20 protein-coding genes are annotated in these 21993 nt (G+C 73.6%); 9 read left to right on the top strand and 11 right to left on the bottom strand.

What is annotated here, in order from left to right; all coding sequences use genetic code 11:
- Positions 1–9 precede the first annotated feature (9 nt).
- Positions 10–1344, bottom strand: coding sequence for an MFS transporter (locus tag LBW97_RS17375; RefSeq protein WP_224500615.1), 1335 nt, complete (start codon positions 1342–1344; stop codon positions 10–12).
- Between the two features lie 325 nt (positions 1345–1669).
- Between LBW97_RS17375 and LBW97_RS17370 the strand changes: the two genes are divergently transcribed.
- Complete coding sequence (locus LBW97_RS17370) at positions 1670–3283, top strand: DEAD/DEAH box helicase (RefSeq protein WP_224500614.1); 1614 nt, start codon at positions 1670–1672, stop codon at positions 3281–3283.
- Positions 3284–3293: 10 nt separating this feature from the next.
- Here the strand turns inward: LBW97_RS17370 and LBW97_RS17365 are convergent, their stop codons facing one another.
- From LBW97_RS17365 to LBW97_RS17340, 6 genes are all read right to left on the bottom strand, one after another.
- On the bottom strand, positions 3294–4379 hold the full coding sequence (locus LBW97_RS17365; RefSeq protein WP_224500613.1) for a sugar phosphate isomerase/epimerase: 1086 nt from the start codon (positions 4377–4379) through the stop codon (positions 3294–3296).
- Entirely contained in the window at positions 4379–5572 is a 1194-nt protein-coding gene (locus tag LBW97_RS17360; protein ID WP_224500612.1) for a Gfo/Idh/MocA family protein, read from the bottom strand. The genes LBW97_RS17365 and LBW97_RS17360 overlap by 1 nt, the downstream gene beginning before the upstream one ends.
- Before the next feature lie 67 nt (positions 5573–5639).
- Positions 5640–6692: a substrate-binding domain-containing protein gene (locus LBW97_RS17355; RefSeq protein ID WP_224500611.1), complete on the bottom strand. Its 1053-nt coding sequence runs from the start codon at positions 6690–6692 to the stop codon at positions 5640–5642.
- Positions 6693–6804: 112 nt separating this feature from the next.
- Positions 6805–7947, bottom strand: coding sequence for an ABC transporter permease (locus LBW97_RS17350; RefSeq protein WP_224500610.1), 1143 nt, complete (start codon positions 7945–7947; stop codon positions 6805–6807).
- Positions 7944–9500: a sugar ABC transporter ATP-binding protein gene (locus LBW97_RS17345; protein WP_224500609.1), complete on the bottom strand. Its 1557-nt coding sequence runs from the start codon at positions 9498–9500 to the stop codon at positions 7944–7946. The genes LBW97_RS17350 and LBW97_RS17345 overlap by 4 nt, the downstream gene beginning before the upstream one ends.
- A 245-nt stretch (positions 9501–9745) precedes the next feature.
- The gene (locus LBW97_RS17340; protein WP_224500608.1) at positions 9746–10909 is read right to left on the bottom strand and encodes an ROK family protein; all 1164 of its coding nucleotides are present in this window, start codon (positions 10907–10909) and stop codon (positions 9746–9748) included.
- A gap of 151 nt (positions 10910–11060) precedes the next feature.
- Between LBW97_RS17340 and LBW97_RS17335 the strand changes: the two genes are divergently transcribed.
- The 5 genes from LBW97_RS17335 (at position 11061) to LBW97_RS17315 (ending at position 13403) form a co-directional block, all read left to right on the top strand.
- Entirely contained in the window at positions 11061–11561 is a 501-nt protein-coding gene (locus LBW97_RS17335; RefSeq protein WP_224500607.1) for a hypothetical protein, read from the top strand.
- A 37-nt stretch (positions 11562–11598) separates the two neighbouring features.
- Positions 11599–11940, top strand: coding sequence for a hypothetical protein (locus LBW97_RS17330; protein ID WP_224500606.1), 342 nt, complete (start codon positions 11599–11601; stop codon positions 11938–11940).
- A gap of 6 nt (positions 11941–11946) precedes the next feature.
- Positions 11947–12330: a hypothetical protein gene (locus LBW97_RS17325; RefSeq protein WP_224500605.1), complete on the top strand. Its 384-nt coding sequence runs from the start codon at positions 11947–11949 to the stop codon at positions 12328–12330.
- 219 nt (positions 12331–12549) lie between these two features.
- The gene (locus tag LBW97_RS17320) at positions 12550–13023 is read left to right on the top strand and encodes a plastocyanin/azurin family copper-binding protein (RefSeq protein WP_224500604.1); all 474 of its coding nucleotides are present in this window, start codon (positions 12550–12552) and stop codon (positions 13021–13023) included.
- Positions 13023–13403 (top strand): hypothetical protein, encoded by a 381-nt coding sequence (locus tag LBW97_RS17315; RefSeq protein WP_224500603.1) that lies wholly within the window; start codon positions 13023–13025, stop codon positions 13401–13403. Before LBW97_RS17320 ends, LBW97_RS17315 begins: the two co-directional genes overlap by 1 nt.
- Positions 13404–13448: 45 nt before the next feature.
- On the opposite strand, the gene xylA is transcribed toward LBW97_RS17315, so the two are convergent.
- Together xylA and LBW97_RS17305 are read right to left on the bottom strand one after the other, a co-directional pair.
- Positions 13449–14612 (bottom strand): xylose isomerase, encoded by a 1164-nt coding sequence (xylA, locus tag LBW97_RS17310; RefSeq protein WP_224500602.1) that lies wholly within the window; start codon positions 14610–14612, stop codon positions 13449–13451.
- The gene (locus tag LBW97_RS17305) at positions 14609–15907 is read right to left on the bottom strand and encodes an ROK family transcriptional regulator (RefSeq protein ID WP_224500601.1); all 1299 of its coding nucleotides are present in this window, start codon (positions 15905–15907) and stop codon (positions 14609–14611) included. Before LBW97_RS17305 ends, xylA begins: the two co-directional genes overlap by 4 nt.
- 156 nt (positions 15908–16063) lie before the next feature.
- Here LBW97_RS17305 and LBW97_RS17300 point away from each other — a divergent pair, with 156 nt between their 5' ends.
- The gene (locus LBW97_RS17300) at positions 16064–17482 is read left to right on the top strand and encodes a xylulokinase (RefSeq protein WP_224500600.1); all 1419 of its coding nucleotides are present in this window, start codon (positions 16064–16066) and stop codon (positions 17480–17482) included.
- Here LBW97_RS17300 and LBW97_RS17295 read toward each other — a convergent pair.
- Positions 17446–18108: an alpha/beta fold hydrolase gene (locus LBW97_RS17295; RefSeq protein ID WP_224500599.1), complete on the bottom strand. Its 663-nt coding sequence runs from the start codon at positions 18106–18108 to the stop codon at positions 17446–17448. The genes LBW97_RS17300 and LBW97_RS17295 overlap by 37 nt on opposite strands.
- A 115-nt stretch (positions 18109–18223) precedes the next feature.
- Between LBW97_RS17295 and LBW97_RS17290 the strand changes: the two genes are divergently transcribed.
- Positions 18224–19654: an NAD(P)/FAD-dependent oxidoreductase gene (locus LBW97_RS17290; RefSeq protein ID WP_224500598.1), complete on the top strand. Its 1431-nt coding sequence runs from the start codon at positions 18224–18226 to the stop codon at positions 19652–19654.
- 48 nt (positions 19655–19702) lie between these two features.
- Here LBW97_RS17290 and LBW97_RS17285 read toward each other — a convergent pair whose 3' ends face one another.
- Positions 19703–20833: a glutamate--cysteine ligase gene (locus LBW97_RS17285; protein ID WP_224500597.1), complete on the bottom strand. Its 1131-nt coding sequence runs from the start codon at positions 20831–20833 to the stop codon at positions 19703–19705.
- Positions 20834–20981: 148 nt separating this feature from the next.
- On the opposite strand from LBW97_RS17285, the gene LBW97_RS17280 reads away from it, so the two are divergent.
- The gene (locus LBW97_RS17280) at positions 20982–21947 is read left to right on the top strand and encodes a GGDEF domain-containing protein (protein ID WP_224500596.1); all 966 of its coding nucleotides are present in this window, start codon (positions 20982–20984) and stop codon (positions 21945–21947) included.
- Positions 21948–21993: the final 46 nt, after the last annotated feature.

The raw sequence follows: 21993 nt of genomic DNA, 5'->3' as shown, positions 1-21993 counted from the left end.
ACCAGGCCGTCAGCCGTGGGCCTGGTCGGCGGCGGCCGTCACCGGATCGGTCGGCAGCGCGGTCTTCGGCGGCGCCGGCCGGTTGCGGCGGATCGAGATCGACATGACCGCCGCCGCCATGCAGAAGCCGCCGGCCAGGAACCAGGCCAGGTCGTAGGAGCCGGTGACGTCGCGGATGACGCCCCCGCCGAACGCCGCCACCGCCGCGCCCAGCTGGTGCGAGGCGAACACCCACCCGAACACGATCGGCGCGCGGGCGCCGAAGTGCTCCCGGCACAGCGCGAGGGTCGGCGGCACCGTGGCCACCCAGTCCAGGCCGTAGAAGACGATGAACGCGATCATGCTGACGTGCAGGTCCGGCCCGAACAGCGGCGGCAGCAGGAACAGCGAGAACCCGCGCAGCCCGTAGTAGGCCAGCAGCAGCACCCGCGGATCGACCCGGTCGGTCAGCCAGCCCGAGAGCACGGTGCCGGCGATGTCGAAGATCCCGACGACGGCGAGCAACCCCGCGGCCGTCGTCACCGGCATGCCGTGGTCGTGCGCGGCCGGGATGAAGTGCGGCTGCACCAGCCCGTTCGTCGACAGCCCGCAGATGAAGAAGCCGCCGGCCAGCAGCCAGAACGGACGGCGCCGGGCCGCCTCGAGCAAGCCGGTGACCGCGGTCCGGGCGGCTCCGGCGCGCACCGGCTCGGTGTCCTCCGAGATGCGGTCGTCCGCCGCCGTGCCGCCGTAGGGCACGACGCCGAGGTCGCGCGGCCGGTCGCGCAGCAACCAGGCCACCAGCGGGACGACGGCGAGCGCCGCGGCCGTGGTGCCCAGCGAGGCCGACCGCCAGCCCCAGTTCTGGTCCGCCCACGCCACCAGCGGGAGGAACACCAACTGCCCGGTCGCGCCACCGGCGGTGAGGACGCCGGACACGAGACCCCGGCGGGCCACGAACCAGCGACCGGTCACCGTCGCGACCAGGGAGAGCGCCATCGAGCCGGTGCCCAGCCCGACGGCGAAGCCCCACAGCAGGATCAGCTGCCAGCTCGTCGTCATGAAGACCGTCAGTCCGCTGCCCAGCGCGGTGAGCAGCAGCGCGGAGATCACCACGCGGCGGATGCCGAAGTTCTCCATCAGCGCGGCGGCGAACGGCGCGGTGAGCCCGTAGAGCGCCATGTTGACCGCGACCGCCGCCGAGATCGTCGACACCGACCAGCCGAACTCGTCGCGCAGCGGATCGATCAGCACCCCCGGGACCGCCCGGAAGGCGGCGGCACCGACCAGCGCCAGGAAGGTCACCGCCGCGACCCACCAGGCGGGGTGGATGCGGGAGGTGCGCGGCGCGGCGGTGCTCGTCACGGAGCCCAGCATGGCCGACGGCGCAGCCGCCCTGACAGCGCCCCGGCTGCCCTGCTCCGCAGCGATCCGGCCTCACCCGATGTGACCTGACACTCCCCCGCAATCGGACCGCGGACGGGCCCGGTCTGGTTGAGTGGTCGATACCGGCGCCGCCCTCGCTCATCCGGAGCGGCAGGAATCGACGTCGGGCCTAGGCTGCGCCACCGAGGCGCGCCAGGCTGACCGACGTCTCGCCGACGATGTGAGCCCGCCCTGCGCATGCGCAGGAGCGTTGCGCTCGCCCGTGCCGAGGTGCTCGTGCGGCCACTCGAGTGTCGAGGAACCGATGACTTCGCAGAACACCACCCCGTCCACCCCCGCCGCTGACGGGCGGCCCCGCCGTCGTCGCGGCGGCCGTGGCCGTGGCACCGGCGCCCGCCCCGCGGGCGAGCAGCAGGACACCCAGCAGACCCCCGTGGCCGCCGCCCCGGCCGCCACCGTCGTCCCCGTCGGGTCCGACGCCACCGTGCTGCCGACCGACACCACGTTCGCCGCGCTCGGCGTCCCGGCGCCCCTGGTCGAGGTCCTCTCGGCCAGCGGCATCGACGCGCCGTTCCCGATCCAGGTCGCGACGCTGCCCGACAGCCTCGCCGGGCGTGACGTGCTCGGCCGCGGCCGCACCGGCTCGGGCAAGACCCTCGCCTTCAGCATCCCGCTGGTCGCCCGCCTCGCCGCGTCGGACAGCAAGCGCCAGGCCAAGCGGCCGCGCGCGCTGATCCTGGTGCCGACCCGCGAGCTGGCCAACCAGGTCGCCGCCGTCGTCGACCCGATGGCCCGCGCCCTCGGGATGAAGACGACGACGATCTTCGGTGGCGTCGGCCAGAACCCGCAGGTGCAGGCGCTCGCCGGTGGCCTCGACGTCGTCATCGCCTGCCCCGGCCGGCTCGAGGACCTCATCAAGCAGGGCCACTGCGATCTCGGCGCCGTCGAGATCACGATCCTGGACGAGGCCGACCACATGGCCGACCTCGGCTTCCTGCCCGGCGTGAAGCGCCTCATGGACCGCACCCCGAAGGTCGGCCAGCGGCTGCTCTTCTCCGCCACGCTGGACAACGGCGTCGACGTGCTGGTCAAGCGCTACCTGAGCAACCCGATCACGCACTCGGTCGACCCGGCCGTGGCCCCGGTCAGCACCATGACCCACCACGTCTTCCGCGTCGACGCCACCGACAAGGCCCGCATCGTGCAGGAGCTCGCCTCCGGTCTCGGCCGCAGCGTGCTGTTCACCCGCACCAAGCACCAGGCGAAGAAGCTGGCCAAGCAGCTGACCGCGGCCGGCGTCCCCGCCGTCGACCTGCACGGCAACCTCAGCCAGAACGCCCGCGAGCGCAACCTCGAGGCGTTCACCACCGGCGACACCCGCGTGCTCTGCGCGACCGACATCGCCGCCCGCGGCATCCACGTCGACGACGTCGCCATCGTCGTGCACGTCGACCCGCCGGCCGAGCACAAGGCCTACCTGCACCGCTCGGGCCGCACCGCCCGCGCCGGCGCCGAGGGCGCCGTCGTCACCATCGCCACGCCCGACCAGGCCGGCGAGGTCCGCACGCTGGCCCGCCAGGCCGGCATCACCCCCGAGGTCTCGGCGATCAAGCCCGGCGCCCGGGAGATCACCGCGCTGATCGGCCCGGCCGCGCCCTACGTGGAGCCGGCCCCGGTGGTCGAGCAGCCGCAGCAGCAGGGTGGCGGCGGTCGCCGTCGCAGTGGTGGCGGTGGTGGTGGCGGCGGTCGCTCCGGGAGCGGCGCGCCGAAGGCCGCCTCCTCCTCCGGTGGCTCCCGCGGCGGCTCCGGCTCCGCCCGGGCCTCGGGTCCGGCGCGCACCCGCGCCGAGCTCGCCGCCCGCGCGGGCTCGTCGTCCGCGGCGTCGTTCAGCTCGCGCTCGCGCCGCGGCAGCCGCTGACCGTCCTAGCTCAGCATGAGGGGTCCTGGCGCACCCGCGAAGGTGTGCCAGGACCCCCCGTGATCAGGAGACCAGATAAACAACGCGCGCAGATGGCCCGGGAGAAGGCGCCGTCGCACGCGGCCGCCCGGGGGTCGAAGGCCAGCCGGCGCACGAACTCCAGCGCCTCGGGCGCACCCACCAGCCGGTCCATGCCGGCGTCCTCCCACTCCACCGAGATCGGCCCGTCGTAGCCGATGGTGTTGAGCATCCGGAAGCAGGCCTCCCACGGGACGTCGCCGTGCCCGGTGGACACGAAGTCCCACCCGCGCCGCGGGTCGGCCCAGGGCAGGTGCGAGCCCATCCGGCCGTTGCGCCCGTTGCCGACCTGCTTCTTCGCGTCCTTGCAGTCGACGTGGTAGATCCGGTCCTTGAAGTCCCAGATGAAGCTGACCGGGTCCAGGTCCTGCCAGACGAAGTGCGACGGGTCCCAGTTCAGGCCGAACGCCTCGCGGTGCCCGATCGCCTCCATGGTGCGGACCGTCGTCCAGTAGTCGTAGGCGATCTCCGACGGGTGCACCTCGTGCGCGAACCGCACCCCCACCTCGTCGAAGACGTCGAGGATCGGATTCCAGCGGTCGGCGAAGTCGCGGTAGCCGTCCTCGATCATCGAGTCGGGCACCGGCGGGAACATCGCCACGGTCTTCCAGATCTTGGAGCCGGTGAAGCCGACGACGGTCTTCACGCCGAGCCGGGCCGCCGCGCGGGCGGTCAGCTTCATCTCCTCCGCGGCCCGCTGCCGGACCCCCTCGGGGTCGCCGTCGCCCCACACCCGCGGGTTGACCATTCCGCGGTGCCGCTCGTCGATCGGGTCGTCGCAGACCGCCTGGCCGTTGAGGTGGTTCGAGATCGCGAAGACCTGCAGGCCGTGCCGCGACAGGAGATCGAGGCGCTCCTGGACGTAGGAGTCGTCGTTCGCGGCGCGCTCGACGTCGAGGTGGTCGCCCCAGCAGGCGATCTCCAGGCCGTCGTACCCCCACCCGGAGGCCAGCCGGCACACCTCCTCGAACGGCAGGTCGGCCCACTGGCCGGTGAACAGCGTGACGGGTCGGGGCATCAGGAGACTCCTTCGATGCGGGTGAACGACGAGTTGTTCGCAGCGCTGCGCTCGACCGCGTCGAGGACCCGCTGCACCTGCAGTCCGTCGGCGAACGACGGCGTGGGGTCCTCCCCCTTGGCGATCGCGGTCACCAGGTCCACGACCTGGTGGGTGAAGCCGTGCTCGTAGCCCAGCCCGTGCCCGGCCGGCCACCAGTTGCCGACGTAGGGGTGGCCCGGCTCGGTGACGACGATGCGGCGGAAGCCCGCGGTCTCGTCGGGCTCGGCGCCGTCGAAGAAGTGCAGGACGTTCATGTCCTCGAAGTCGAACGCCAGGCTGCCGTCGGACCCGTTGATCTCGATCCGGATGGCGTTCTTGCGGCCGAGGGCGAAGCGGGTGGCCTCGAAGGTGCCGAGCGCGCCGCCGGTGAAGCGGCCCAGGAAGACGGCGGCGTCGTCCACCGTGACGGTGCCGGTCCCCGCTCCCCCGACCCCGGCCAGCGAGCCGGCGGAGGCGGGTAGCGGGCGTTCGGTCACGAACGTCTCGAGCATCGCGCTGACGCCGGTGAGCGCCTGTCCGGTGATGTGCTGGGTGAGGTCGACGATGTGCGCGCCGATGTCGCCCAGCGCGCCCGAGCCGGCCTTCTCCTTCTCCAGCCGCCACGACATCGGCGCGGCCGGATCGGCGATCCAGTCCTGCAGGTACTGGGCCCGCACGTGCCGGATGGTGCCGAGCCGCCCTTCGGCGACCAGCCGGCGGGCCAGTCCGATGGCCGGCACCCGGCGGTAGGTGAAGCCGACCATCGACCGGACGCCGTTGCGCGCGGCGCGAGCGGCGGCATCGGCCATCGCCTCGGCCTCGGCCACGGTGTTGGCCAGCGGCTTCTCGCACAGGACGTGCTTGCCGGCCTCCAGCGCGGCGATCGCGATCTCGGCGTGGGTGTCACCGGGCGTGCAGACGTCGACCAGGTCGACGTCCTCGCGCCCGATCAGCGCGCGCCAGTCGGTCTCGGTCGCCTCCCAGCCCAGCCGCTGCGCGGCGTCGGCCACGCGAGCGGGGTCACGGCCCGCGAGCACCGACAGGCGCGGATGCAGCGGGAGGTCGAAGAAGTGGGGGGCGGTGCGCCAGGCCTGCGAGTGCGCGGCACCCATGAACGCGTAGCCGATCAGGCCGACACCGAGAGAAGGCTTGCCGAGCGGAGGGGAGGTCATGCGGGCTCCTCGGGAGGGCGGGAACGCCGGGTGCGACGTGCGCACCCGGCGTTCCCGGGCAGATCGGTCAGGACTCGAAGGCGGCGTCGATGAAGTCCTCGACGTTCTCGGAGGTGACCACCGGGGCGTTGAGCACGATCGTGCGCGGCACGCCCTGCGAGTTCAGGTCCGCCACACTCTTGCCCTGCGCCACGAGCCGGGCCAGCCGGACGCCGTCAGCAGCCTGGGTGTGCGGGTAGATGACGGTGGCCTTCAGGACCGAGTCGCCCTCCTGGATCGCCCGCATCGCGTTCGCCGAGCCGGCGCCGCCGACCATGAAGAACTCGTCGCGACCGGCGTTCTCGATGGCGGCCAGGACGCCGACGCCCTGGTCGTCGTCGTGGTTCCAGATGGCGTCGATCTTCGGCGCGGCCTGGAGCAGGTTGGCCGCCTCGGCCTCACCGGACTCGACGGTGAACTCGGCCGCGACCCGGTTGTCGACGTCCAGCCCGCAGTCGGCGAGCGCGTCGGCGAAGCCCTGGCTGCGGTCCTGGGTCAGGGGCAGCGAGTCGATGCCGGCGATCTCGGCGACGACGGCGTCGGGCTGGTCACCCAGCTGCTCGCAGACGTAGGTGCCGGCCGAGACGCCCATCCCGTAGTTGTCGCCCAGGACCGTGGCGCGGGCGGCGAACGGGCTGTCGAACTCGCGGTCGACGTTGATGACCGGGATGCCGGCCTCCATCGCCTGCAGCGCGACCGGCGTCATGGCGGCACCGTCGAAGGGCAGCAGCACGATGGCGTCGACGCCGTCGTTGATGAACGTCTCGACCTGGCTGATCTGGGTGCTGACGTCGTTGGTGCCCTCGGCGACGCGCAGCTCGATGTCCTCGTACTCCTCGTCGACCGCACGGGCGGCCTCGGTGATGCCGGCCATCCAGCCGTGGTCGGCGGCCGGGGCCGAGAAGCCGATGACGACGGTGTCGCCCTGCTCGTCGTTGTCGCTGGCCGCGTTGTTGCCGCCACCGCCGCCCGAGCTCTCCGGCGTGTTCCCGGTGCAGCCGGCGAGAAGCGCGCCGGCGCCGATGAACGCGACCGCGGTGGTGGTCACGCGGCGGTAGCCGCGCTGCCTCGTTGCAGACATGGGTCTCTCCTCGCTCTTCCGCACCTGGCGTCGTCGCCAGGTCGTCGGTGCTGCCGTGCGGTGGTGCGCCGGGGGCCGGGCGGCCCGCCGGGTGCTGCTGACCCGCGGAGGGTCAGGTCGTGGGGTCGCTCGCGCCGCCCTGGCGGCCGCCGGCGGGTGAGCCGGGCACGCTGCCCGCGCCGCTCGTGACGCCACCCGGCCCGCCCGCCGCTGGTGCCGTCGCTCTCCGGCCTCGGCCCTCGCCGCCGGCCAGCCGCATCTGCAGCAGGACCGCGAGCACGATGATGACGCCGCGGGCGACGGCCTGGGCCGAGCTCGACAGGTCGTTCAGGGTGAAGACGTTGCCGAGCGTGATGAAGATGAGGACGCCGAGGACGGTGCCGACGATGGTGCCGCGGCCGCCGATGAGCAGGGTGCCGCCGATGACCACCGCGGCGATGGCCTCGAGCTCCATGAGGGTGCCGTGGGTCGAGCTGCCGGTGGTGGTGCGCGCCATGAGCATCACGGCGGCGATGCCGCAGGTGATCCCCGAGAGCACGTAGAGCTTGACGGTGTGCCGCTGCACGCGGATGCCGGCCAGCCGCGCCGCCTCCGCGTTGCCGCCGACGGCGAAGGTCCGGCGGCCGAACGTCGTCCGGTTGAGCAGCACCCAGCCGGCCGCCGAGACCAGGGCGAACATGATCACCAGGGTCGGGATGCCGAGGACGCCGCCGGTGAAGAAGTCGAGGAAGTCGCGGTCCTGGACGATCTGGGTGCGCCGGTTGGCGATGATCTCGGCGAGCCCACGGGCGGAGACGAGCATGGCCAGGGTCGCGATGAACGCGACGAGCTTCCCGTAGGCGATGATGACGCCGTTGATCAGGCCGGCGATCGCGCCGACCAGGATCGCGGTGACCACCATGACGATCCAGTGGAAGTCCTCGGCCATCGTCTGGGTCGCCAGCGTCGTGGCCCAGATGGAGGAGAGCGCCACCAGCGCACCCACCGACAGGTCGATGCCGCCGCCGATGATGACGAACGTCATGCCGATGCTGACGACGCCGACGACCGAGGCCAGCCGCAGGATCGTGAGCACGTTGTCGATGTCGGCGAACCGGTCACCGGCGGTGATCACGCCGACCGCGCACAGGATGGCCAGGGCAACGACCAGGCCGAGGTTGCGCCCGACCGGACCGGCCATCAGCCCCGCCCGGCCGCCGTTCGATGCCGGCGCAGAGATGCTCCCCCGCTTCGTCGCCGTCGCCGTCTCGCTCATGCCACATCCCCTTCGTGCAGTGCTGTGCCGGTGTGCGGCGTGCCTTCCATGACCAGGTCGAGCACGCGGTGCTCGTCGAGCGAGTCGGCCGGTGCCTCGGCGACGACCGCGCCGTCGGCGATGACCAGGACGCGGTCGGCGAGCCCGAGGACCTCCGGGATCTCGCTGGAGACCACGACGACGGCGACCCCGCGGTCGGCGAGGCCGCGGATCAGCGCGTAGATCTCCGACCGGGCGCCGACATCGACGCCGCGGGTCGGCTCGTCGAGGAGCAGGACGCGGCAGTCGCGCAGCAGCCAGCGGGCCAGCACGACCTTCTGCTGGTTCCCGCCCGACAGCGTGCGGACGATCCGGGTCTCGTCGGTGGGCCGGACGTCGAGCGCCTGCACCTGCTCCCGCGCGGCGGCCCGCTCGGCCCGGCCCGACAGCAGCCCGCCCCGGGCGAAGCGGTCCAGGCTGGAGACGGTGATGTTGCGGTAGACCGAGTCGTCGAGCAGCAGCGCCTGGCTCTTGCGCTCCTCGGGCGCCAGTCCGATGCCCGCTGCCACCGCGGCGCCGACGTCGCCGGGGCGCAGCCGACCGCCGGCCAGCCGCACGGTTCCCGACGTCGATCGGCGGGCCCCGTAGATCGTCTCCAGGATCTCCGAGCGCCCCGACCCGACCAGGCCGGCCAGCCCGACGACCTCGCCGGGACGGACGGTGAGGTGCACGCCCTCGAAGTGACCGCGCAGCCCCAGGCCCTCGACCTCGAGCAGCGGCGCGGCTCCGCCGTCGACGCCGCGGCGCTCGGGGAAGACGTACTCGAGCGTGCGGCCGGTCATCAGCGTGATGACCTCGCGGGTGGGGGTCTCCCGGGCCGGGAGCCCGGTGGCGACGGTGCGCCCGTCCTTGAGCACGGTGATCCGGTCGCCGACCTCGCGGATCTCCTCGAGCCGGTGGGAGATGTAGACGACGGCGACGTCGTGGGCGGTGAGGTCGCGGATGACGCCGAAGAGGCGCTGGACCTCCTCGTTGTCGAGGACCGCCGACGGCTCGTCCATGACGATCAGCTTCGCGTCCTGGGACAGCGCCCGGGCCATGCTGACCATCTGCTTCTGGGCGGCCGAGAGCGCGCCGACCTCGGCCGTGGGCCGGATCTCCGGGTGGCCGAGCCGGGTCAGGAGCTCGCCCGCCGCCCGGTTGGCGGCCGCGGGCCGGGTGATGCCGAACCGGGAGGTCTCGCGGCCGAGGAAGATGTTGTCCGCGACCGTGAGGCCGTCCACCAGGTCGAGCTCCTGGTAGATGGTGGCGATGCCCAGCCGGAGCGCGGCCTGCGGATCGGCCAGCGCCACCTGCTCGCCGGACCAGGCGATCGTGCCCTCGTCGGGCTGGTGCGCCCCGGCGAGGACCTTGATCAGCGTCGACTTGCCGGCGCCGTTCTGGCCCAGCAGGCAGTGCACCTCACCGGCGCGCACGTCGAGGTCGACACCGCCGAGTGCGCGGACGCCGGGGAACGTCTTGACGATGCCCCGCATCTCCAGCAGCGGGCTCGTCGACCGCGGATCACCCTGCACACCATCACCCGGACTTTTGCTCAGTTCTGACTATTAGTCTGTTCAGGCGGCAACATATGACCCGGACCACAGGCGGTCAAGGGTGAGCGGCAGGGTTACCGAACCGAGATGTCGTGACAGTGCGACCCTCCGGGTCGCACCGCGGTCAAGGGCATCCGGCTTGCTCTGAGCCGTTGCGTCGCGCCTGCGCGGACCCTCCGGGCCCACTCGGCACGACCTGGCAGGTGCTGCCCGGCTTGCTCGGTCTACCTGGCGAGGGACTGGACGGAGTCCTCGTCGAGGAACTCCTCGATCGCCATGAGGGCGGCACCCACGCGGCCGGACCTGTCCGGCGCGTCGCTGACGGTGATCTCCAGGGCGCGGGCCGCGAGCGGCATCGACCGGCCGTAGACGGCCTCGCGGATGCCGGCCAGCAGCGGCGCCCCGGCCTGCGCGACCCCGCCGGTCATGACGATCCGGTGCGGGTTGAAGAAGTTGACCAACGCAGCCAGCACGGTGCCGATGGTCCGGCCGGCGTCCCGGACCAGCTCCAGGGCAGAGCCGTCACCGCGGAGGGCGAGCTCCACGACGTCGCGGGTCGACTCGACCGCCAGGCCCGCGGCGACGGCGTCCCGGAGGAGCGCGCCGCCACCCGCGATCGCCTCGAGGCAGTTCTCGTTACCGCAGCGGCAGACCACGGTGCGCCCGTCGGCCGGGTGGACGTAGATGTGCCCGATGTCGCCGGCGCTGCCCTGCGCCCCGCGGTAGACGCGGCCCTCCACGATGACGCCGCAGCCGATGCCGGTGCCGACCTTCACCACGAGGAGGTCCTGGACCGACCCCTCGACGCCGATCTCGCCCAGCGCCATCACGTTGACGTCGTTGTCGACGTAGACCGGGCACTCGTATCGGGCGAACGCGCTCGGGATCGGGAAGTCGTGCCAGCCCGGCATGATCGGCGGGTGCGAGGGCCGCCCGGTCGAGAACTCCACCGGCCCAGGGACGCCGACCCCGACGGCGCACACGTCGGCGGGGGTCAGCCCGGCCTCGGCGAGCACCTTCTGGGCGAGCCGGTCCACCTCGGCCAGGACCGGACCCGGCCCGTCGGCGATGTCGATCGGGTGGCCGACCGTGGCGAGGATGTGGGCGGAGAGGTCGGTGACGGCGACGTCGACGCTGGTGACCCCGAGGTCCACGGCGAGGATGCAGCCGGCACCGCTGTTGAAGCGCAGGATCGTCGGCGGCCGGCCGCCGGTGCTCCAGCCGCGCCCACCCTCCTCGAGGAGGTTCGCCGCGATCAGCTGGTCGACCTTCGCGCTGACCGTGTTTCGCGAGGCCCCGGTGAGCGCCACCAGGTCCGCCCGGCTCCGGGCGCGACCGGTCCGCACGTGCCGGAGCAGCGCGCCGGCCGAGGCAGAGGTGTGCGCCACGCGGTCATAGTGGCACGCCACGGAGTCGCCCTCCGGTCCTCGCGCCCGCCCTCCACCTGCGCGAGGGATGGTGTGGAGGGGCACCGTGGCGGCGATCGTGGTGTGGTTGAGCCCTGCACGACCACACGTCCGACACGAGCGAGGTACTCCCATGGGCCTGCCCATCACCCTGTCCGAGATCGCGCCCCGGATCTCCGCCGGCGCCTTCATCCTCAACAGCGGCCTCGGCAAGCGCGGCGCCGACGAAGAGGCCGCCGCCGGCATGCATGGCTTCGCCGCCGGCACCTACCCGTTCCTGGCCAACGTGCCTCCGCAGCAGTTCGCCAAGGGCCTGGCAGCGGCGGAGATCGCCGTCGGCGCCGCGCTGCTGACCCCCTTCGTGCCCACAGCCCTGGCCGGTGCCACGCTGACCGCTTTCTCCGGCGGCCTGCTCGGCCTGTACCTGAAGACGCCGGGCATGCGGAAGGAAGGCAGCCTCGCCCCCACCGAGCAGGGCCTGGCCATCGCCAAGGACAGCTGGCTGCTCGGCATCGGTATCGGGCTCCTGGTCCGGGGCACGGTGGACCGCAAGCCCCGCCAGGTGCGCAAGGCCGCGAAGGTGCTCGCCAAGGCCAACAAGAAGGCAGTGAAGGCGGCGCGCACGCTCGACTGACCTCGCGGAGCGGCCCCGGTGTGAGAGCGTCGGCGTCATGGCGACGATCGAGACCGGCCCCGGGGCCCTGCGGGTCTCCCTCACCGGCACCGAGAAGGTGTTCGGCCTGCTGCGGGACCTCGAGGTTCCGCTGTCGGCCGTGACCTCCGCGGAGGCCGTGCCCTCCGGCCTCGGCGCGCTGCGCGGACTGCGGGCGCCGGGTCTCGGACTGCCGGGCCTGCGCGCCATCGGCACCTGGCGGCGGCGCGGCGAGAAGACCTACGTCTCGGTCCGCCGCAACCAGCCCGCCCTCCGCCTGCGGTTGAGCGGCCAGCCCTACGACACCCTGCTGGTCGGCACCGACGACGCCGCCGAGCTGGCCGCCACGCTCTCGGTCTGACCGCTCGTGGTCGTCGTTCCGGCGGTCGTCGCCGTCGCGCTCCTGGCCGGCCTCGCCGTCCTCCAGGTCGCGCTCATCGCCGGAGCACCTCTGGGGCACCTGACGTGGGGCGGCGCGCACCAGGTCCTCCCCCGGCGTCGGCGATTCGGCAGCGCCGCCGCGATCGTGCTCTACGTGCTGTTCGCCCTCGTCGTCTGGGACACGGCCCTCCTGGCCTCGGACCCGGAGCTCCAGAGCGGCCCGAACCTCGGCATCTGGCTGCTGACCGCCTACTTCGCCGTCAGCATCCTGCCGAACGCCTTCTCCCGCAGCCGGGCCGAGCGGCTCGTGATGACGCCGGTGAGCGCGGCGCTCGCCGTCAGCTGCCTGGCCCTCGCGCTGCAGGCCTGAACCGCCGCATCCACCGCCGAGCAGGTGCTCCGTCGCCAGCTGGTCGAGCCGTTCGAACCGCATGGGCCGTGGGCGTCGTCGACGGGTGGGCCGGGGCCACCCATCCGACCCGGCCCCGGCGTGCGAACACCTGACATCCCCGGTAGCCGACCGGTCGCCCGGGATGCGCGGGGCCCGCGTGCACCCTGGCGGCGGGCCCGCCTACCCGAGGAGTGCTCCATGTACCGCACCCCCCACCGGATCGTCGGTCGCCCCCGCCGCCTCGCCGCGGCCGCAGTGCTCGCCGGCGCCCTCGCCGCCGTGTCCGCCTGCAGCGGCGGCATGGACACCCCGGACGCCGCCCCCAGCTCGAGCGAGGAGTCGACGTCCTCGTCGTCGGCGGCGCCCTCGTCGTCCACTGGCTCGGAGAGCGCCGTCCAGACCATCACCGCGACCGAGGACGACTTCAGCATCGCCCTGGAGGAGTCGGAGCTCACCGCCGGCAGTTACGAGATCGAGGTCGTCAACGACGGCAGCGCCACCCACGACCTCGTCGTGGAACTGGACGGCGAGGACATCGCGGCCTCCGACACGATCGGCCCCGGCGAGTCCACCACCGTCACGGTGGACCTCGAGCCCGGCGAGTACGTCTTCTACTGCTCCATCGGCGCGCACCGCTCGATGGGCATGGAACTGACCGTCCAGGTCACCTGATGGCCCTCGTGTGGGCGCTGCGCCTGACCGGCGCGGTGGTCCTGGGCGCGATGGCCTGGATCCACATCGACCTGTGGCGGGACGGCTACCGGAGCATCGACGTCATCGGCCCGGGATTCCTGGCCAACGCCGCCGCCGGCTTCCTGCTCGCGGCACTGCTCCTGATCCCCCTCCGGGGGCTGCTCCGCTGGGTGGCCGTCGCCGGCGCCCTGGTCGCCGCGGGGAGCCTGGCGGCGCTGGTGCTCTCGACCACCGTGGGGCTGTTCGGCTTCGTGGAGACCACGGCCGCGCCCCTGTGGGCGGAGACGTTCTGGATCGAGGCCGCCGCAGTGGTCGTCCTCGCCGTGCTGGCCGTCGTCGCCTTCCGGCGACGGGCCTGACCGGAGCGGGCGGGCCGTGACCCCGCCCGCCCGCTCCGGTACGGGTCAGCGGACGCCGAGCAGGTGCTCCATCGCCAGCTGGTCGAGCCGCTCGAACTGCAGGCCGCGCGCCCCCAGGGTCTCCGGGTCGTGAGCCTCGTTGCGCAGCGCGTCCAGCGACTCGCCCTCGGCCAGGGTCGGGACGGCGAGCTCGGCCACCCGAGCGGCCTCCAGCGCCTCGGCGACCTCCGGGTCCGCGCGGAACGCCTGCGCCTTCTCCTTGAGGATCAGGTAGTTGCGCATGCAGGCGCGGGCGGTCTCCCAGACACCGTCGATGTCCTCGGTGCGCGGGGGCTTGTAGTCGAAGTGCAGGTAGCCGTCGTAGGCCTTGCCGGAGCCGGCACCCAGCAGGGTGTCGACGGTCCAGAAAGCGCCGCGCAGGTTGCCGGCGCCGAAGCGCAGGTCCTGGTCGAAGCGCGGGCCGTGCTGGCCGTTGAGGTCGACGTGGAAGAGCTTGTCGTGCCACAGCGCCTGGGCGATGCCCTGGGCGAAGTTCAGCCCGGCCATCTCCTCGTGCCCGACCTCGGGGTTGAGGCCCACGCGGGTCGGCTCGTCCAGCTCGTTGATGAACGCGATCGCGTGCCCGATGGTCGGCAGCAGGATGTCGCCACGCGGCTCGTTCGGCTTGGGCTCGAGGGCGAAGCGCATGTCGTAGCCCTTCTCCCGCACGTAGGAGCAGAGGACGTCGAGGCCCTCCTTGTAGCGGTCGAGCGCGGCCGAGACGTCCTTGCTGCCACCGGACTCCGCACCCTCGCGGCCGCCCCACAGCACGTAGGTCTTCGCGCCCAGCTCGGCGGCCAGGTCGATGTTGCGCAGCACCTTGGCGATCGCGTACCGGCGGACGGCACGGTCGTTGGCGGTGAACCCGCCGTCCTTGAAGACCGGGGCGCCGAACAGGTTGGTGGTGGCCATCTCGACGCCGACGCCGGTCTCGGCCAGCGCCTTCTTGAAGCGCTCGAGGGTGGCGTCGCGGGTGGCGTCGTCGGGAACGAGGTCGTCGTCGTGGAAGGTCACGGCGGCGGCACCGAGCTCGGCGAGCCGGTGCACCGACTCGACCGGGTCCAGGACCGGGCGCACCGCGCCACCGAAGACGTCGACGCCCTGCCAGCCCACGGTCCAGAGGCCGAAGCTGAACTTGTCGTCCTTGGTGGGGGTGTAGCGGTCGCTCATGCGGGTTCTCTTTCCGGATCGGACGGGGACACCAGGTCGTCGTCGACCTGGTGGACGAGAGTGGGGTCGTCGAAGACCGACTCGAGGGCGACGTGCGCGCCGCCCCGGACGGCGGCGGTGAAGCCGAGGGTGGAGAGGACGACGCGGGCACCGGCCATGCCCGGGCCCAGGACGCGGGACTCGAGCTCGGCGAGCAGAGGCTCCATGAGGAACCGGCCCAGCACGGCGAAGTAACCGCCGAGCAGCACCACCCGCGGATTGAAGACGTTGATCAGGACGGCCGCGCCGGTGCCGAGCGACGTCCCGACCTGGGCGAGCGCGTCGAGGGTGCGCCGGTCGCCGGCCTCCGCACGGCGGGCCACCTCGGCCAGCCGGGTCTCCAGGTCGCGGCCGGGGTCGCGGACCGGGTCGCCGGGGTCGGCGGCGGCGCGCAGCAGCGCGGCCAGGCCGACGACGGTCTCCCAGCACCCGCGCCGTCCGCAGCCGCAGACGACGTCGGGGTCGCCGAGCGACGTGTGGCCGACCTCGCCGGACAGGCCACCGGCGCCGCGGAGCAGCCGGCCCGCGACGATGACGCCGCCACCGACACCGACCTCACCGGTGAGGTAGACGAGGTCGGGCGTGCGGGCCTCGGCACCCATGGCCCACTCGGCGATCGCCGACAGGTTGGCGTCGTTCTCGACCCGGATCGGGAAGTCGACGCCGAGCCGGGCGCGGAGCCCGTCGAGCACCGCGACGTCCTTCCAGCCGATGTTGGGCGCCAGGGTGACGACGCCGTCGACGCTGCGGACCAGGCCGGCGACGGCGACGGTCGCACCCGCCGGGCGCGCGCCCAGCTCGGCGGTCGCGGCGACGGCCTCGGACACCGCGCCGGCGACCGCGTCGAGGGTCTCCTCCGCGCCGAGCGAGGGGATGTCGAGGGCGTGCCGCCGCTCGAACAGCACCTCGCCGCGCAGGTCGAGCACGAGCACCGCGACGTAGTCGACGTTGAGCTCGACGCCGATCCCGCAGACGCACCGGCCGTCCAGGTGCACGAGCAGCCCGGGCCGTCCGACCGATCCGGCCCGGTCGACCTCCCCGGCGCTGACCAGCCGTCGCTCGGCGAGCTCGGCCACCAGGCTCGACACGGTGGCCTTGTTCAGGCCGGTCTCCTGGGCGATGCGTGCGCGGGACCGCGGGCCGTGGTCGCGGAGGTGGCGCAGGACCAGCCCGAGGTTGGTGCGCCGGACGGTGGCCTGGTCGGCCGGGGCGCGGCGCTCGGACGAGCCGTCGTAGAGCGATGGTTCCTCGGTCATGCCACCCCCTCGTCACGATCGCCGAAATTAGTACGTTGCGCAAACAAATTAGGTCCGCCGGTGCGGGCGGTCAAGACGAGTCGCTCTCGCGGGTCTCCGAGGAGCCGCCTAAGGTGCCGAACCCATGACCTCCTTGTCACTCCCCGGCTCCGCCCGATGACGCTCGTCGCGGGCGTCGACACGTCCACGCAGGCCTGCAAGGTCGTGGTGCGCGACGCCGACACCGGCGAGCTGGTGCGCTCCGGCCGCGCGTCCCACCCGGCCGGGACCGAGGTGTCGCCCCGCGCCTGGGAGGAGGCGTTCCGCACCGCTGCCGCCGAGGCCGGCGGGCTGGACGACGTCGAGGCGCTGTCCGTCGGCGGCCAGCAGCACGGCATGGTCTGCCTGGACGCCGGCGGCGAGGTCGTCCGCGACGCCCTGCTGTGGAACGACGTCCGCTCCGCACCGGCGGCCGCCGACCTCATCCGCGAGCTCGGCGACGGCGACCAGGCGGCCGGCCGGCAGGCCTGGGCCGACGCCGTGGGCGTGGTTCCCGTCGCCTCGTTCACCGCGACGAAGCTGCGCTGGCTGGCCGACGCCGAACCCGCCAACGCCGACCGCACCGCCGCCGTCTGCCTCCCCCACGACTGGCTGACCTGGCGGCTCTCGGCCGACCGCGACCTCGGCTCGCTGGTCACCGACCGCGGCGACGCCAGCGGCACCGCCTACTGGTCGGCGCGCACCGGCGAGTACCGCTTCGACCTGCTGGAACTCGCAATGCGCGGTCGCCGTCCCGCCGTCCCACGGGTGGCCGGACCGGCCGAGCGGGTCGGGGCGCTGGCCGGCGGGCGCACGGTGCTCGGCCCCGGCACCGGCGACAACGCCGCCGCCGCGCTCGGTCTCGCCGCCCGGCCCGGCGACGTCGTCGTCTCGATCGGCACCTCCGGCGTCGTGTCGGCGGTGACGCCCACCGCGGTCGCGGACGTGACCGGCACCGTCGCCGGGTTCGCCGACGCCACCGGCAACCACCTCCCGCTGGTCGCCACGATGAACGCCGCCCGGGTGCTCGACGCCGCGGCCGCGCTCCTCGGCGTCGACCACGCCACGCTCTCGGACCTGGCGCTGTCGGCCCCCTCGGGCGCCGACGGGCTGGTGCTCGTGCCCTACCTGGAGGGCGAGCGGACGCCGAACCTGCCGAATGCCACCGGCTCGGTGCACGGGCTGACGCTGCGGTCGTCCACGCCCGCGCACTGGGCGCGGGCCGCGGTCGAGGGGCTGCTGTGCGGCCTCGCCGACGGCATCGAGGCGGTCGTCGCGCAGGGCGTCACCGTGGAGCGGGTGCTGCTCATCGGCGGTGCGGCCCGCTCCCCCGCCGTCCAGCAGCTGGCGCCCGGGATCTTCGGCCGGCCGGTGCTCGTGCCGCCGCCGGGCGAGTACGTGGCCGACGGCGCCGCGCGCCAGGCTGCCTGGGTGCTCTCCGGCGCCGACGCCGCGCCGGAGTGGGCGCAGCCGGGGCTGCAGGAGTTCGACGCGGCGCCGGCGACGCACGTCCGGGAGCGCTATGCGGAGGTGCGCGGCCGCACCGACGGCCAGTAGTCGCCGACCATCCGGGCCAGCTGCTCCGGGTGGGTCTGCGGGGTCATGTGCGCCGCGCCGGGCAGCTCGACCAGCTGCCCGCGCGACGCCGCGGCAGCCACCTGCCGGGCCCAGTCGGCCGGACAGAGGGCGTCCCGGGAGCCGCGCACGACGACGACGGGTACCGGCAGCCCGGCCAGGTCCTCCTCGATCCGCTCGGGCGCAGCCGTCCGCCACAGCGCGGTCATCGCCCGCGGCCCGGTGTGCCACCACTGGCCCAGCACCAGCGGCACCTGCCACCACGGCTCGGCGACGGCGGTCCGCAGCCAGCGCCACGCCAGCACCCGCAGCGGGCGCATCCGCGGATCGGTCGTGGGGCCGCACAGGACGACGCCGGTCACCCGGGGGTCGTGCGCGGCCCGCGCGACGACTTGGCAGCTCTGCGAGTGGCCGACCAGCACGACCGGCCGGTCGGGCAGCCCGGCCCGCAGCGCCGCGGCCAGCTCGTGGAGCGACGGGACCGGCTCTGGCCTCCCCATCCCGGGCAGGCGCGCCACGACGCCGGGGATCAATTCGCGCAACCGGCGCGAGGAACGTTCATCCAGGCCCAGACCGGGCACCAGCACGAGGGACACCGGAGTGGGCACCCCGAGGGTCTACCGGCCCGGCGCCGTGCTCGCGAGCCCAGTGCACACGGTGTGAGCTGCATCTCGCCGGAGTGCGCGGGCTGCTCCGCGCCCGAGTGGGAGGATGGGAAACATCATGACGACATCACCAGCGCACGCAGACGTCCCGAGCTCCACCCCCGGCGGCCGTCCGCGCGTCGTCATCGTCGGCTCCGGTTTCGGCGGCCTGTTCGCCGCCCGCGCCCTGGACAAGGCGCCGGTGGACATCACCCTCATCGGCAAGACCGCCCAGCACCTGTTCCAGCCGCTGCTCTACCAGGTGGCCACGGGCATCCTCTCCGAGGGCGAGATCGCCCCGGCCACCCGCGAGATCCTGCGCCGGCAGACGAATGCCCGCGTGGTGCTCGGCGAGGTCACGACCATCGACGTCGAGAACCGGACGGTGACCTCGGAGATCCTCGGGCGCGCGACGGTGCACCCCTACGACGAGCTGATCGTGGCCGCCGGCGCCGGCCAGTCCTACTTCGGCAACGACCAGTTCGCCGAGTTCGCGCCCGGCATGAAGAGCATCGACGACGCCTTGGAGATCCGCGGCCGCATCTTCGGCGCCTTCGAGCTCGCCGAGATCGCCACCGACCCCGCCGAGATCGACCGGCTGCTCACCTTCGTCGTCGTCGGGGCCGGCCCGACCGGCGTGGAGATGGCCGGCCAGATCGCCGAGCTGGCCCGCCGCACGCTCCGCCGCGACTTCCGCCGGATCAACCCCGGCAGCGCCCGGGTGATCCTGCTCGACGCCGCGCCGGCCGTCCTGCCCCCCTTCGGTGAGAAGCTCGGCAACGCCGCCCGCCGCAAGCTCAACGACATCGGCGTCGAGGTGCAGCTGGGCGCCATGGTCGTCGACGTCGACGCCGACGGCCTCACGGTCAAGGACACCGACGACCAGACGCGCCGCATCCCCGCGGCCACCAAGATCTGGGCCGCGGGTGTGCAGGCCAGCGGCCTCGGTCGGATGCTCGGCGAGCAGACCGGCGCCGAGGTCGACCGCGCGGGCCGCATCTCCGTGCAGCCGGACCTGACGCTGCCCGGCCACCCCGAGATCCACGTCGTCGGCGACATGATGGCGCTGGACAAGCTGCCCGGCGTCGCCCAGGTCGCCATCCAGGGCGGCCGCTACGCCGCGGACACCATCAAGCGTCGCGCGACCGGCAAGGCACCTCAGGAGAAGCCCTTCAAGTACTTCGACAAGGGTTCGATGGCGACGATCTCGCGGTTCTCCGCGGTGGCCGACATCGGCAGGTTCAAGTTCAGCGGGTTCATCGCCTGGGTGCTGTGGCTGGTGGTCCACCTCATGTACATCGTCGGCTTCAAGAGCCGCGTCACCACGGTCCTGCACTGGATGGTCAGCTTCCTCGGCCGCGGCCGATCCGAGCGCGTCGCCACCCAGCAGCAGGTCTACGGGCGGCTCGCGCTCGAGACGCTCGGCACCGGCTGGGAGGTCTCCAAGACCGGGGGGCCGAAGAACACCTCCCCGGAGAACGAGGACGCCACCAACCGCGAATCCGCCTGAGCCCGGCACCGGCGGACGGAATCCGCCCCGTTCCGCCGGTGCACCCGCTCAGCCGATCTCCTGCCCCTCGCGGACGATCGCGGCGGCGACCTCGCGCAGGTCGCCCGTCCGCCGCCAGGTGGCCCGCTGCCGCACCGCCGAGGTGCCCCTGGCGAACAGCTGCCCCACCAGCGCGCGCACCTCGTCCTCCTCCCCGCGCTCGGCGAGGTCGTCGGCCAGTTCGGCGAGCAGCCGCTCCACCGCCGTCCGTGCGTCGACGACGTGCCCGGCCAGCGGATCGAACAGCTGACCGCTGATGCCGTCGCGGGCGGCTCGCCAGCGCGCCGCCCGCAGCAGCTCGCGGCGGGGCTGCGGCACCGGCTCCCCTCGCTCGGCGCGGGCAGCCAGCACCCGCACGAGCGAGCGCACCAGGGCCGCGTGCAGCACGACGTCGTCCAGGTCGGTGCACACGTCGGCCAGCCGGAACTCCAGCGTGGGCAGGTGGGAGGAGGGGCGCACGTCCCAGTAGAGGTGCGACGCGTCGCCGACCACGCCGGCCGCGACCAGCCCGTCGACCACCTCGCGGTAGCCGGCCTCGGTGCCCAGCGGCTCGGGGATGCCGGTGTGCGGCCAGCGGCCCCACCAGAGCGTCCGGTAGCTCTCGTAGCCGGTGTCGGCGCCGTCGTGGAACGGCGAGCTGCCCGTCATCGCCAGCAGCAGCGGCAGGTAGGGCCGGGCCCGGTCCAGCACGGCGACCGCCGTCTCCACGTCGGGGACGCCCACGTGCACGTGGCAGCCGGCGATGTCCTGACGCAGGGCGAGACCGGCCCACCGGTCCACCATCGCCTCGTAGCGCGGGTCCGGGGTGATCACCTGCTCGCGCCAGCCGGCGAACGGGTGGGTCGACGCCGCGAGCAACGCCACACCGGCGTCGGCCGCCGCCGACCGGGCCTGCGCCCGCGCTGTCGTCAGCTCGGCCCGGAGCTCGCCGAGCGAGCGGCAGACGCCGGTCGCCGTCTCCAGCTGGGTGGTGGTGATCTCGGCGTGCACCCGCTCGCCGAGCTCGGAGCGCACCGCCGCGGCCGCCAGCCCGGGGCTGGGAGCGAGCGCGAAGGTCTCGGGATCGACGAGGTGGAATTCCTCCTCCACCCCGAGGGTGGTCCCCGTCTCGGCCGGAGGACGACGGGCGGTGGACTCCATGCGCGCACCTCCTGGAGGAGGGTCGCGCCTCCGTCGTCTCAGCGCCCCGGGTGCGGGAGCTGCCGCCCCCGGAACGGTACGAGGCCGCAGCGACGGACGCACCCCCATGGAGGGGCACGGGCCGGGGGGCGCACAACAGCCGCCGGTCGTGTCCAGCAGGATGGTCGCCGACGGGGAGGAGAACGGCGTGCACACCGGGCGAGGAACGGCCACGACGCTGCTGGCGACGCTGTACGCCGTCAGCGGAGTGCTCTGCCTGATCGGCGCCGCTCTTCCGATGCACCGCGGGACCCCGGTCGCCCTGCTGCTGCCCCTCGGCCTCCTCGGCCTGGGCGTCGGCGCCGGTCTGGGAGCGGCCCGCCGCGTGCGGCCGTGGGTGCTGCACGCGGCGGTGGCACTCGCCTCCGCCCTGGTCGGTCTGCTGGCGTGGCGCTCCGCCACGGCGGTGGGCATCGTCGGGCTCGGCCCCGCGCTGATCGCACTGGGGCTGTACGCGGCGCACTTCTTCCCGCCGCCTGCCGCACGGGCACACGCGACCTTCGCGCTGCTGGCCGGCAGCGCCGGCGCCTGGGCCGCCGCGCCGTCGGGCTTCCTGTCGCCCTGGATCACCCTGATCGCGACCACCCTCGCCCTGGTGGAGGTGCAGGCCCGGCTGGCGGGGCAGCTGCGGACCGCGGCCGGCACCGACCCGCTCACCGGCCTGGCGAACCGCCGGGCGTGGGAGGAGCAGGCCTCCCGCCACCTCGCCCGGGCCACCCGCAGCGGCGAGCCGCTGACCTTCGCGCTCCTGGACCTCGACCACTTCAAGGAGGTCAACGACCGGGACGGCCACGGGGCCGGGGACGACCTCCTGCGCACGCTCACCGCCGGTTGGCGCCGGCGGCTGCGGCATGCAGACCTGCTGGGCCGCTACGGCGGCGACGAGTTCGTGCTCTGCCTGCCCGCGACCGACGAGGAGGCGGCGACCGAGCTGCTGACCCAGCTGGCCGCGACCCATCCGTTCACCTGGACCGGTGGGGTCGCCACGGCACGACCGGGCGACACGCTGACCACGGTCCTGGCCCGGGCCGACGCGCAGCTCTACCAGCGGAAGCGCAGCGGCCGGACCGCCTGAGGGTTCGCCAACGCGGGAGCAGCGTGCACGGATGTGCCGTTCCGGC

It is taken from the genome of Blastococcus sp. LR1, from assembly GCF_020166105.1.
In the GTDB taxonomy this organism is placed as follows: domain Bacteria; phylum Actinomycetota; class Actinomycetes; order Mycobacteriales; family Geodermatophilaceae; genus Blastococcus.
Note: the sequence above shows the minus strand (reverse complement) of the source record. Positions and strands in the feature narration are given on the sequence as shown.

Coding starts and splice junctions, on each gene's coding strand:
- LBW97_RS17370 (WP_224500614.1), top strand. CDS start 1,670: ATGACTTCGCAGAACACCACCCCGTCCACCCCCGCCGCTGACGGGCGG.
- LBW97_RS17365 (WP_224500613.1), bottom strand. CDS start 4,379: ATGCCCCGACCCGTCACGCTGTTCACCGGCCAGTGGGCCGACCTGCCG.
- LBW97_RS17360 (WP_224500612.1), bottom strand. CDS start 5,572: ATGACCTCCCCTCCGCTCGGCAAGCCTTCTCTCGGTGTCGGCCTGATC.
- LBW97_RS17355 (WP_224500611.1), bottom strand. CDS start 6,692: ATGTCTGCAACGAGGCAGCGCGGCTACCGCCGCGTGACCACCACCGCG.
- LBW97_RS17350 (WP_224500610.1), bottom strand. CDS start 7,947: ATGAGCGAGACGGCGACGGCGACGAAGCGGGGGAGCATCTCTGCGCCG.
- LBW97_RS17335 (WP_224500607.1), top strand. CDS start 11,061: ATGGGCCTGCCCATCACCCTGTCCGAGATCGCGCCCCGGATCTCCGCC.
- LBW97_RS17330 (WP_224500606.1), top strand. CDS start 11,599: ATGGCGACGATCGAGACCGGCCCCGGGGCCCTGCGGGTCTCCCTCACC.
- LBW97_RS17320 (WP_224500604.1), top strand. CDS start 12,550: ATGTACCGCACCCCCCACCGGATCGTCGGTCGCCCCCGCCGCCTCGCC.
- LBW97_RS17315 (WP_224500603.1), top strand. CDS start 13,023: ATGGCCCTCGTGTGGGCGCTGCGCCTGACCGGCGCGGTGGTCCTGGGC.
- xylA (WP_224500602.1), bottom strand. CDS start 14,612: ATGAGCGACCGCTACACCCCCACCAAGGACGACAAGTTCAGCTTCGGC.
- LBW97_RS17305 (WP_224500601.1), bottom strand. CDS start 15,907: ATGACCGAGGAACCATCGCTCTACGACGGCTCGTCCGAGCGCCGCGCC.
- LBW97_RS17300 (WP_224500600.1), top strand. CDS start 16,064: ATGACGCTCGTCGCGGGCGTCGACACGTCCACGCAGGCCTGCAAGGTC.
- LBW97_RS17290 (WP_224500598.1), top strand. CDS start 18,224: ATGACGACATCACCAGCGCACGCAGACGTCCCGAGCTCCACCCCCGGC.
- LBW97_RS17285 (WP_224500597.1), bottom strand. CDS start 20,833: ATGGAGTCCACCGCCCGTCGTCCTCCGGCCGAGACGGGGACCACCCTC.